Below are 11,304 nucleotides of genomic sequence, written 5' to 3'. Positions count from 1 at the left end.
ACCCGCACACCCGTCGTAATCTGGCAATCATGAAACAGTGCACGCACACCGACGCGCTGCCGCACCCGGAACCGGAGCCGCTCAACCCGACCTGCCCGGAGTGCCTGCGGGACGGCACGCACCCGGTGCAGCTGCGGCTGTGCCTCAGCTGCGGTCACGTCGGCTGCTGCGACTCCTCGCCCGGCCGGCACGCGACGGAGCACCACACGGCGTCCGGTCACCCGGTCATGCGGACCTACGAACCCGGCGAGGACTGGCGGTGGTGCTTCGTGGACCACATCCTCGTCTGAACGGCTTCCGGCCCCCGCGGCTTCCCTTTCACACGCATTCTCGTGTGACACTGCATGCAGTGACGGCCGTACGACGGTTCGAGCGTCGGACGCCTGGGTACGTCAACCCGGCGCGCGCTCTTCCCATTTGGGCCCGCAAACCCTCTAGACACGGAGCGTATCCACAGCTTTACTGTGAGTGACGCCAGGGGGTTGGGGCCCCGGGGACAGGACCATTCGGAGCGCGATAGCGTCACCGCGGAACCACGTACGCGTTACCCCGGGGGGCGACCCTCGGCCCCGTAGAGCTTGTACCACCATGGAGGTGAGGGTGTCCCAGATCGCAGGCGAGCCCACGGCGAATCAGGACTTCGTGGAAGTCCGGCTGCCGGCCGCGGGTGCCTACCTGTCGGTGCTGCGGACGGCCACGGCCGGTCTGGCGGCCCGCTTGGACTTCACCCTGGACGAGATCGAGGACCTGCGCATCGCCGTGGACGAGGCCTGCGCGATCCTGCTCCAACAGGCCGTGCCCGGTTCCGTGCTCAGCTGTGTCTTCCGGCTCGTCGACGACTCGCTGGAGGTCACGGTCGCGGCGCCGACCACGGACGGTCACGCCCCCTCGCGGGACACCTTCGCCTGGACCGTGCTGTCGGCCCTCGCCGGCAAGGTCTCGTCCGCCGTCGACGAGGACAAGACCGTGTCGATCAGCCTCTACAAACAGCGTGGCGCGGGCCCTGGCCCGGCGTGAGGAACGGGGACGGTCCGGTGCGGGACGAAGAGCGCGGCACACGGGAGCTGCCGGCCGGTGACGGGGGTGGCCCCTGGCCGAGTCGGGACGAGACCTCCGAGCAGGTCTCCCGGGACGGTTCCCGACGCATGGCGGACGGCATCGACGGCATCCCCGAGCAGGCCAGACCGCACCCGGAGGACGACTCCGCGCGGGCCGGCGGTGACGGTGCCGTGCAGGGTGTACCGCCGGAGGGACCCGGCGGCGCCGGATCCGCCGTCCGCGCGGGGGCGAGGGCTCGGGGAAGGGCTACGGGCGGGACGATGAGCGAGCACGAGCGATACGCCGGGGACGACGCGCCGGGCGCGGGGGCCGTGCAGGCCACCCAGCACGGCCCCCAGGACCGCAGCGGGGCGCGGGCGATGTTCGTCGAGCTGCGCAAGCTGCAGGACGGCAGCCCGGAGTACGCGGAGCTGCGCAACAAGCTGGTCCGCATGCATCTGCCGCTCGTGGAGCACCTGGCGCGCCGCTTCCGCAACCGCGGCGAGCCGCTGGACGACCTCACCCAGGTCGCCACGATCGGCCTGATCAAGTCCGTCGACCGGTTCGACCCGGAGCGCGGCGTGGAGTTCTCCACGTACGCCACCCCGACCGTCGTCGGCGAGATCAAGCGGCACTTCCGTGACAAGGGCTGGGCGGTGCGCGTGCCGCGCCGGCTCCAGGAGCTGCGGCTCGCGCTGACCACGGCGACGGCCGAGCTGTCCCAGCTGCACGGCCGCTCCCCCACGGTCCACGAGCTGGCCGAGAAGCTCGCCATCTCGGAGGAGGAGGTCCTGGAGGGCCTGGAGTCCGCCAACGCGTACTCCACGCTGTCCCTGGACGTCCCCGACACCGACGACGAGTCCCCGGCGGTAGCCGACACCCTCGGCGCCGAGGACGAGGCGCTGGAGGGTGTGGAGTACCGCGAGTCCCTCAAGCCGCTGCTGGAGGACCTGCCGCCGCGGGAGAAGCGCATCCTGCTGCTGCGCTTCTTCGGGAACATGACCCAGTCGCAGATCGCCCAGGAGGTCGGCATCTCCCAGATGCACGTCTCCCGGCTGCTGGCCCGCACCCTGGCCCAGCTGCGGGAGAAGCTGCTCGTCGAGGAGTGAGCCGAAAAGCGTGAGCCGAGCAGCGGGCCGGAGAGAAGTCGCTACTCGCTCCGGCCCGGTCCCCTGATGCCGAGGGCCCGGGTCGTGGCCGGGTTGACGAGGAGCACCAGCGCCACCACGGCGACGACCGCGAGGGCGATACCGGCCGGGATGGCCATGCTGTCGGCCTGGAGCAGGCTGTAGGCCACCGGCAGAGCCATGAGCTGGGTGATCACCGCAGGGCCGCGGCTCCAGCCGCGCCGCAACAGCAGACCGCGCGCGGCGAGCAGCGGCAGCAGCGCGAGTACGACGAGGGTGATCCCCAGGGACACGCCCTGCTTCCGGTCGGAGGCGCCGCCGGTGAGGCCGATGACGAGCATCCACAGGCCGCCGACCACCAGGGCGGCGCCCTCCAGGGCGGCGAGCACCGCCGCGTACGTCAGCCGGCGCGGGCGCGGCTCGGCGACGGCTTCGGTGGTGTCCGCGGTGTCCTTGGCGGGCTTCTGCTCACTGCTCACCCCAGCAGGGTAGCCGCCGCCCCACAGGCGCCCGCCCGCGCCCCGCGGCCGGAGAGTGTCCCCCCTCGCGGCCCGGAGAGTGCGCGGACTCACGCCCTCGCCTCTTACCCGATCCCTACCTCGCTCTTCGCCGGGTACCACCCAGTAGGTACGCTGCCCTCCATGCGTGCACTTCTCGTGGTCAATCCGGCGGCAACCACCACAAGCGCACGCAGGCGTGACGTCCTGATCCACGCGCTGGCGAGCGAGATGAAGCTGGAGGCGGTCACCACCGAGTACCGCGGCCACGCGCGCGACCTGGGCCGGCAGGCGGCGGACAGCGACGACATCGACCTCGTGGTGGCCCTCGGCGGCGACGGCACGGTCAACGAGGTCGTCAACGGCCTCCTGCACGCCGGGCCCGACCCGGACCGGCTGCCCGGCCTCGCCGTGGTGCCCGGCGGCTCCACGAACGTCTTCGCCCGCGCCCTGGGCCTGCCCAACGACCCGGTCGAGGCCACCGGTGCCCTCTTGGACGCGCTGCGTGAGGACCGGGAGCGGGTCGTCGGACTCGGGCTGACCTCGGGCACGCCCGGCACCGAGGACGAGGCGGTCCCGGACCGCTGGTTCACCTTCAACGCCGGGCTCGGTTTCGACGCGGGCGTGGTCGGCCGGGTCGAGCAGCAGCGCGAGCGGGGCAAGACGTCGACCCACGGGCTGTACGTACGCCAGGTGATCCGGCAGTTCCTCGGCGAGCAGGACCGCCGGCACGGCGCGATCATGCTGGAGCAGCCGGGTGAGGATCAGGTCCGGGATCTGGTCGTCGCCATAGTCTCGAACACGTCCCCATGGACGTATCTCGGCAATCGCCCCATGTACACGTCGCCTAAGGCCTCGTTCGATACCGGGCTCGACCTGCTCGGTCTCAGCCGCCTGTCGACGGCCGCGGTTGCCCGGTATGGCACCCAGTTGCTCACTTCGTCCCCGGAGCGCGGACCCCATGGCAGGCACGCCCTCTCGCTGCACGATCTGGACCAGTTCACCTTGCATTCGAAGGCTCCTCTGCCCCTGCAGATGGACGGCGACCACCTAGGACTGCGTACGAGCGTGACGTTCACAGGCGTACGCCGTGCACTGCGTGTGATTGTGTGAGCGGAAGGGGCGAAAGTCCTTTCACTCGAACGTTTAGGCCAGGATCCACCCCATGGAAGTACGGCTGTGACCTAGTCGACACCGAGGAATCAAAAAAAACTTTCCGGAAGGGGTTGTATCCGTCGCTGAGGTTTGCGAGTCTCTACGTGTCGATCGGGACGGCCCGCACCACCGGCCTCCACTGATCAACAGAACCCCTCTTCAAACCCAGGACCACGCCGGGGAGACTCGGCGATCGGCCCTTCACTTGTTGAGGGATTCGTGAAAGCGTTCACATTCACAAGCAACTTGCACGTAATACCAAGGAGAGGTAGCAGCCATGGACTGGCGTCACAACGCCGTTTGCCGCGAGGAAGACCCCGAGCTCTTCTTCCCCATCGGCAACACCGGTCCTGCGCTGCTGCAGATCGAGGAAGCCAAGGCCGTCTGCCGTCGCTGCCCGGTGATCGAGCAGTGTCTGCAGTGGGCGCTCGAGTCCGGCCAGGACTCCGGCGTCTGGGGTGGTCTCAGCGAGGACGAGCGCCGCGCCATGAAGCGCCGCGCCGCTCGCAACCGGGCCCGTCAGGCCTCCGCCTGACATACCCACCCCTGCTGACAGCCTGAGCTTGGCGGCGCGTGCACCACGTACGCATCTCCCGCCCCCGAGCCGCAGCGCGCAGTAACCCCCGATGCGCTTAGCGATAGAAGCAGAGCAGCAACGAGCACGAGCCTCGGACCAATGGCGGTCCGGGGCTTTTTGCTGCTCCACCGACTCCCGCCCAACCCCCTTTGACCGCAGGGCCGTTGGCTATTTCTGCGTCTGCACCGGAATGTCGAGGATCACCCGGGTGCCCCGCCCCGGTGCCGGGACCATGTCGAACGAGCCGCCCAACTCGCCCTCCACCAGCGTCCGTACGATCTGCAGACCGAGATTGCCCGAGCGGTGCGGGTCGAAGCCCTCGGGCAGGCCGACGCCGTCGTCCTGGACCGTGACCAGGAGGCGGGCCTCCTTGCTGGTGCCGCCGCGGACCGCGGAGACCTCGACCGTGCCGGTGTCGCCCTCGCGGAAGCCGTGCTCCAGGGCGTTCTGGAGGACCTCGGTGAGGACCATGGACAGCGGGGTCGCGACCTCGGCGTCGAGAATCCCGAAGCGTCCGCTGCGCCGGCCGGTCACCTTGCCCGGCGAGATCTCGGCGACCATCGCCAGCACCCGGTCGGCGATGTCGTCGAACTCCACGCGCTCATCGAGGTTCTGAGACAGCGTCTCGTGCACGATCGCGATCGAGCCGACGCGGCGCACGGCCTCCTCCAGGGCCTCCCGGCCGCGTTCGGAGTCGATGCGCCGGGCCTGCAGCCGCAGCAGGGCGGCGACCGTCTGGAGGTTGTTCTTCACCCGATGGTGGATCTCCCGGATGGTCGCGTCCTTGGTGATCAACTCGCGCTCACGGCGTCGCAGTTCGGTGACGTCCCGGCACAGCACCAGCGAACCGATCCGGGTGCCCTTGGGCTTGAGCGGGATCGCCCGGAACTGGATCACCCCGTCGTGGGCCTCGATCTCGAACTCGCGCGGCGCCCAGCCGCTGGCCACCTTGGCGAGCGCCTCGTCCACCGGGCCCCGGGTCGGGGCGAGCTCGGCGGTGGTCTGCCCGAGGTGATGGCCGACCAGGTCGGCGGCGAGGCCGAGCCGGTGGTAGGCGGACAGGGCGTTCGGGGAGGCGTACTGGACGACGCCGTCCGCGTCGAGCCGGATCAGTCCGTCGCCGACCCGCGGCGAGGCGTCCATGTCGACCTGCTGGCCGGGGAAGGGGAACGATCCTGCAGCGATCATCTGCGCAAGGTCGGAGGCGCTCTGGAGGTAGGTCAGCTCCAGTCGGCTGGGGGTGCGGACGGTGAGCAGGTTGGTGTTGCGGGCGATCACGCCGAGGACACGGCCCTCGCGTCGCACGGGGATGGACTCGACCCGTACGGGGACCTCTTCGCGCCACTCCGGGTCGCCCTCGCGCACGATCCGGCCCTCGTCCAGGGCCGCGTCCAGCATGGGCCGGCGGCCGCGCGGGACGAGGTGGCCGACCATGTCGTCCTGATAGGAGGTGGGGCCGGTGTTCGGGCGCATCTGGGCGACCGAGACGTACCGGGTGCCGTCGCGGGTGGGGACCCACAGGACGAGGTCGGCGAAGGAGAGGTCGGAGAGCAGCTGCCACTCCGAGACCAGCAGGTGCAGCCACTCGAGATCGGAGTCGTCGAGGGCGGTGTGCTGGCGGACCAGTTCGTTCATGGAGGGCACGTCTGCGAGCGTACCCGGGGCCCCGCGAGTGGCCGAAAAACACCCGCGGGCCGCGGCGCCTGGAAGGGACCCTCAACCCTCCCGGCACCGCAGCCCGGAGCATCATCGGCCGTGGGGTGTGCGGTCCCGGTCGGCCGAAGGTCGAGGAGCCGGGGCAGTCAGGGCAGAGAGCTCCGGTTCCTCGATCCGCCTTCCTGTGCGGGGAAGACGGAGGCTCGTGCATTCACTTGGAATTGTGGACTAGACCACAAGGACGTGTCCATGGCCTTGTCGGCATACACGACTGATGGCACTCGATGCCACGCAGCCTAGCCGCCCGGACTCAGTCATGGGGCCAGATGGTCATGGCAATTTCCGCGAGTGCTTCCAGTTCCTCCCGGCTCGCTCCGTCGCGCGCCCGCTGGGACATGCCCTGGATCATCGCGCCGGCGTGCCGGGCGAGGGCGGTGGCGTCGGTGCCGGCCGGGAGCAGCCCGGCGCGATGTCCGCCCGGATCAGGGAGGTCATGGCCGCTACGTCGGGGTTGCGCCGCTCGCGCAGCAGCCCCTCCACCTCGGGGCTGGTGCAGTCGGTCGCGGCGTGCACGACCAGGCAGCCGCAGGGGTGTGCGGGGTCGGTGTACTCGGCAGCGGCCTCGCGCGGCATGCGCCCGACGGCCGCGCGGGCCGTCGGCTCCTCGGCGAGGCGCGCCGGCGGACATCGCCGACGTGGTGGCCTTCCTGGACCCGGAGGACGGGCGCCGGGTGACGGGCCACTGGCTGGACGCGACGGGAGGGTCCCTCGGCTGAACGTTTCCCGGACGTTCTCCGCTCCTTTCCAGAGCCGGCGTACGCCGATTCTGTTAGATTGGTCTAAACCACATGGAGACGCACAGAGCCCACTTCAGAACGGCAGGCCCAGCGTGGAAGTTGTCATCGTTCCGGACGCCGCGGCCGGCGGCGAGCTGATCGCCGAGGCCATGGCACAGCTGCTGCGACGCAAGCCCGACGCCCTGCTCGGCGTGGCCACCGGCTCGACCCCGCTGCCCATCTACCAGGCGCTGACCGAGAAGGTGCGCTCCGGTGCCGTGGACACCTCGCGGGTCCGGATCGCCCAGCTCGACGAGTACGTGGGGCTGCCCGCCGACCACCCCGAGTCCTACCGCTCGGTGCTGCGCCGGGAGGTGCTGGAGCCGCTCGGCATAGGGATGGAGGCGTTCCTCGGACCGGACGGCACCGCCGAGGACATCCAGGCGGCGTGCGAGGAGTACGACCGCGCGCTCGCCACGGCCGGCGGGGTGGACCTGCAACTGCTCGGCATCGGCACCGACGGGCACATCGGCTTCAACGAGCCGTGCTCCTCGCTCGCCTCGCGCACCCGGATCAAGACCCTGACCGAGCAGACCCGCGTAGACAACGCCCGCTTCTTCGACGGCGACATCGAGCAGGTCCCGCACCACGTCATCACCCAGGGCATCGGCACCATCCTGGAGGCCCGGCACCTGGTGCTGCTCGCGACCGGCGAGGGCAAGGCGGACGCCGTCGCCGCCACGGTCGAGGGCCCGGTCGCGGCGGTCTGCCCGGCCTCCGCGCTCCAGCTGCACCGGCACGCCACGGTGGTCGTGGACGAGGCGGCCGCGTCCAAGCTGAAGCTCGCCGACTACTTCCGGCACACCTACGTCAACAAGCCGGACTGGCAGGGCATCTAGGGGATTGGGGCTGTCCGCCCCTTCCCGTCGGATCGGCCCGCGGTGTCCGGTGCCGTGCATCGCAAGGCGGAGGACCGCCCTCGTACTCCGGCGTGCCCGGCAGCGCGGCGGGGTGCGGTGCCAGGCGTCGCGGGCCCGGCGGGAGGGGGCAGGCAGGCCCTGGCGCGGGGCGCCGATACCGCCGCCCGTGCCGGTGCCCCTGCCCGGTGCGGGCCGCGCCCACCGGGGGCTATGGACTAGACCAACGCCGGGTGCGACGGTATACAGAGGAGATCGCGGAGCGTGCGGGTGGAGTCCGGACACCCGAAGCCGTGCCACGATGTGTGCCGTGGCCGATGCCAGGTCGGTCGCTTTCGGCATCCGGAGCCGGGAAGGCAGAGCATGAGCACCGACGTCAGCAGTGCGGAGACCGAGGCCGGCACGACCGTCCGTACGGCGCGCGTGCCCAAGTACTACCGCCTGAAGAAGCACCTGCTCGACATGACGGAGACGCAGGCGCCGGGCACGCCGGTCCCGCCCGAGCGCACGCTGGCGGCCGAGTTCGACACCTCCCGCACCACCGTCCGCCAGGCCCTGCAGGAGCTGGTCGTGGAGGGCCGGCTCGAGCGCATCCAGGGCAAGGGCACGTTCGTCGCCAAGCCCAAGGTCTCCCAGGCGTTGCAGCTCACCTCCTACACGGAGGACATGCGCGCCCAGGGCCTGGAGCCGACCTCGCAGCTGCTGGACATCGGGTACATCACCGCGGACGACCGGCTCGCCGAACTGCTCGACATCACGGCCGGCGGACGCGTGCTGCGCATCGAACGGCTGCGCATGGCCAACGCCGAGCCGATGGCCATCGAGACCACGCATCTGAGCGCCAAGCGCTTCCCTGCCCTGCGCCGGTCCCTGGCGAAGTACACCTCTCTCTACACCGCCCTCGCCGAGGTCTACGACATCCACCTCGCCGAGGCCGAGGAGACCATCGAGACCTCTCTGGCCACCCCGCGCGAGGCGAGTCTGCTCGGCACCGACGTGGGTCTGCCGATGCTGCTGCTCTCCCGTCACTCCCTGGACCGGGAGGGCAAGCCGGTGGAGTGGGTGCGGTCCGTGTACCGGGGGGACCGCTACAAGTTCGTGGCACGGCTGAAGCGCCCGGCGGAGTAGGGCTTCTCAACCGCCCTTCGCCGTACGGCCCGTGGACGTTCGCTGAATCGATATACCGATATGCGGACGAGGTCTTCCGCTGTCGCGACACCGTCACCTAGATTGCCTGCGCATTACACAGGTGATCAGCGAGGGGACGGAGAGCCGTGGCATGTCCGATACACCAGAAGTGAGACCACCGGTGGTGACACCGGTCCGTGTCGTCATCGGTTTGTGCCTCGTCGCGCCGTTCGTGGCGATGCTGTGGGTCGGCTCGTACGCCAAGACGGACCCCAGGTTCATCGGGATCCCGTTCTTCTACTGGTACCAGATGCTCTGGGTGCTGATCTCGACCGCGCTGACGATGCTCGCGTACAAGCTGTGGCAGCTCGACCAGCGCTCCCGCACGACCCAGAGGGGCGGTGAGGCGAAGTGAAGAACGGCGTCAACGGCGTCGCGCTCGGCGTCTTCATCTTCTTCTTCCTGGCCGTCACGGTCATGGGCTTCCTCGCCGCACGCTGGCGCAAGGCCGAGAACGAGCACTCCCTGGACGAATGGGGCCTGGGCGGACGGTCGTTCGGCACCTGGGTCACCTGGTTCCTGCTCGGCGGTGACCTGTACACGGCGTACACCTTCGTCGCCGTACCGGCGGCGATCTACGCGGCGGGCGCGTCCGGCTTCTTCGCGGTGCCGTACACGATCCTGGTCTATCCGCTGATCTTCACCTTCCTGCCGCGCCTGTGGTCGGTGTCCCACAAGCACGGCTATGTGACGACCTCCGACTTCGTGCGGGGCCGGTTCGGTTCCAAGAGCCTGTCACTGGCGGTGGCGCTGACCGGCATCCTCGCGACGATGCCGTACATCGCACTCCAGCTCGTCGGCATCCAGGCCGTGCTGGACGTCATGGGTGTCGGCGGCGGGGACGGCACCAACTGGTTCATGAAGGACCTGCCGCTGCTCATAGCCTTCGGCGTGCTGGCTGCCTACACCTACTCGTCCGGGCTGCGCGCGCCCGCCCTGATCGCGTTCGTGAAGGACGGCCTGATCTACCTCGTCATCACGGTGGCGATCATCTACATCCCGATCAAGCTGGGCGGCTTCGACGACATCTTCGCCAAGGCCGGTCATGCGTTCAGCCAGGTCAGCCCGGCCACCGGCAAACCGCGCGGCGCGCTCGCCCCGCCGGAGGCGGGCCAGTGGACGTACGCCACGCTGGCCCTGGGCTCGGCCCTCGCGCTGTTCATGTACCCGCACTCGATCACCGCGACCCTGTCGTCCAAGAGCCGTGAGGTGATCCGCCGCAACACCACGATCCTGCCGCTGTACTCCCTCATGCTCGGCCTGCTGGCCCTGCTGGGCTTCATGGCGATCGCGGCCGGTGTGAAGGTCAGCAACGGCCAGCTGGCGATCCCGCAGCTGTTCGAGGACATGTTCCCGGACTGGTTCGCGGGCGTGGCCTTCGCGGCGATCGGCATCGGCGCCCTGGTCCCTGCGGCCATCATGTCGATCGCGGCGGCGAACCTCTTCACCCGCAACATCTACAAGGACTTCATCAAGCCGGACGCCACGCCGAAGCAGGAGGCCCAGGTCTCCAAGCTCGTGTCGCTGCTGGTGAAGGTCGGCGCCCTGGCCTTCGTCCTGACCATGGACAAGACGGTCGCGATCAACTTCCAGCTGCTGGGCGGCATCTGGATCCTGCAGACCTTCCCGGCCCTGGTCGGCGGACTGTTCACCCGCTGGTTCCACCGCTGGGCGCTGCTCGCCGGCTGGGCGGTCGGCATGGTCTACGGCACGGTCGCCGCGTACGGCGTCGCCTCCCCGACCCAGAAGCACTTCGGCGGCTCGGCGAAGGAGATCCCGGGCATCGGTGAGATCGGCTACATCGGTATGACGGCGTTCGTGCTCAACGTGGCCGTCACGGTGGTCCTCACGCTCGTCCTGAAGGCCGTGAAGGCCCCCGAGGGCATCGACGAGACCCGGCCGGAGGACTACACGGCGGACGCGGGCGAACCGGGCGTCCAGAGCGAACTGGCGGGCGCCGCTCACTGAAGCGCCCTTCGCACCACCCGCAGCGGGCCGCCGGGATCGAGCAACACCGGCGGCCCGCTCGTATGTCCCCCGTCATACACGAGTTGACGCTCTGAAGCCATCACGACACACAACAGACACAACATGTGGGGGTGCCACGACAGCCCGGCACTAGATGTATGCTCGTCCTCGCTGTCGTCGCAGGGGAATCCGGTGCGAATCCGGAACTGTCCCGCAACGGTGTACTTGTGCGTGTCTGCGCACAGGAGTCAGTCCGAGGACCTGCCGCCAGCGCGCGCCCGGCCGTCCCGGTCCGGGTGCCTTCAGACGTCCGGGCCTCGTGGAATGGGCTGGTGGACGCGACGCCGTGCGCGCTCGTGGCTGCCCCCTGCCCTCCGCAAGGCCCCCGTGCCGAGCGAGGGAGAG

Annotated in this window: 11 protein-coding genes, 1 pseudogene and 1 riboswitch; of the genes and pseudogenes, 9 read left to right on the top strand and 3 right to left on the bottom strand. The window is 69.7% G+C overall.

The window, feature by feature from the left end; translation table 11 throughout:
• Positions 1–29: 29 nt before the first annotated feature.
• From ADK64_RS24960 to ADK64_RS24950, 3 genes are all read left to right on the top strand, one after another.
• Complete coding sequence (locus ADK64_RS24960; protein WP_053662091.1) at positions 30–290, top strand: UBP-type zinc finger domain-containing protein; 261 nt, start codon at positions 30–32, stop codon at positions 288–290.
• Positions 291–600: 310 nt separating this feature from the next.
• Entirely contained in the window at positions 601–1,017 is a 417-nt protein-coding gene (locus tag ADK64_RS24955; protein WP_031163342.1) for an anti-sigma regulatory factor, read from the top strand.
• 17 nt (positions 1,018–1,034) lie between these two features.
• Entirely contained in the window at positions 1,035–2,147 is a 1,113-nt protein-coding gene (locus ADK64_RS24950; protein WP_234384696.1) for an RNA polymerase sigma factor SigF, read from the top strand.
• A gap of 41 nt (positions 2,148–2,188) precedes the next feature.
• On the opposite strand, the gene ADK64_RS24945 is transcribed toward ADK64_RS24950, so the two are convergent.
• A complete protein-coding gene (locus ADK64_RS24945; protein ID WP_053662089.1) occupies positions 2,189–2,644 on the bottom strand; it encodes a hypothetical protein in 456 nt (151 codons plus the stop codon).
• A 162-nt stretch (positions 2,645–2,806) separates the two neighbouring features.
• Between ADK64_RS24945 and ADK64_RS24940 the strand changes: the two genes are divergently transcribed.
• Positions 2,807–3,775: a diacylglycerol/lipid kinase family protein gene (locus ADK64_RS24940; protein ID WP_053662087.1), complete on the top strand. Its 969-nt coding sequence runs from the start codon at positions 2,807–2,809 to the stop codon at positions 3,773–3,775.
• A 319-nt stretch (positions 3,776–4,094) separates the two neighbouring features.
• On the top strand, positions 4,095–4,352 hold the full coding sequence (locus tag ADK64_RS24935; protein WP_003992873.1) for a WhiB family transcriptional regulator: 258 nt from the start codon (positions 4,095–4,097) through the stop codon (positions 4,350–4,352).
• A 210-nt stretch (positions 4,353–4,562) separates the two neighbouring features.
• Here ADK64_RS24935 and ADK64_RS24930 read toward each other — a convergent pair whose 3' ends face one another.
• Both ADK64_RS24930 and ADK64_RS24925 read right to left on the bottom strand, forming a co-directional pair.
• A complete protein-coding gene (locus ADK64_RS24930; protein WP_053662084.1) occupies positions 4,563–6,029 on the bottom strand; it encodes a sensor histidine kinase in 1,467 nt (488 codons plus the stop codon).
• Between the two features lie 331 nt (positions 6,030–6,360).
• Positions 6,361–6,722 (bottom strand): annotated as a pseudogene (locus ADK64_RS24925) (TetR/AcrR family transcriptional regulator); the annotation flags it as partial.
• Between the two features lie 217 nt (positions 6,723–6,939).
• On the opposite strand from ADK64_RS24925, the gene nagB reads away from it, so the two are divergent.
• The 4 genes from nagB to mctP all read left to right on the top strand — a co-directional run bounded on the left by nagB (position 6,940) and on the right by mctP (position 10,899).
• The gene (nagB, locus tag ADK64_RS24920) at positions 6,940–7,725 is read left to right on the top strand and encodes a glucosamine-6-phosphate deaminase (protein ID WP_053662082.1); all 786 of its coding nucleotides are present in this window, start codon (positions 6,940–6,942) and stop codon (positions 7,723–7,725) included.
• A 381-nt stretch (positions 7,726–8,106) separates the two neighbouring features.
• On the top strand, positions 8,107–8,871 hold the full coding sequence (locus ADK64_RS24915) for a GntR family transcriptional regulator (protein ID WP_053662080.1): 765 nt from the start codon (positions 8,107–8,109) through the stop codon (positions 8,869–8,871).
• 151 nt (positions 8,872–9,022) lie between these two features.
• Positions 9,023–9,286: a DUF3311 domain-containing protein gene (locus ADK64_RS24910; RefSeq protein ID WP_199829705.1), complete on the top strand. Its 264-nt coding sequence runs from the start codon at positions 9,023–9,025 to the stop codon at positions 9,284–9,286.
• Positions 9,283–10,899 carry a monocarboxylate uptake permease MctP gene (gene mctP / locus ADK64_RS24905; protein ID WP_053662076.1) on the top strand — a complete coding sequence of 539 codons (1,617 nt, stop codon included), beginning with the start codon at positions 9,283–9,285 and terminating at the stop codon, positions 10,897–10,899. Before ADK64_RS24910 ends, mctP begins: the two co-directional genes overlap by 4 nt.
• A gap of 123 nt (positions 10,900–11,022) precedes the next feature.
• A riboswitch (cobalamin riboswitch) is annotated at positions 11,023–11,183 on the top strand.
• Positions 11,184–11,304 lie beyond the last annotated feature (121 nt).

It is taken from the genome of Streptomyces sp. MMG1121 (assembly GCF_001280015.1).
GTDB lineage: Bacteria > Actinomycetota > Actinomycetes > Streptomycetales > Streptomycetaceae > Streptomyces.
The sequence above is the reverse complement of the archived record's forward strand: the minus strand, read 5'-3'. Positions and strand labels throughout refer to the sequence as shown.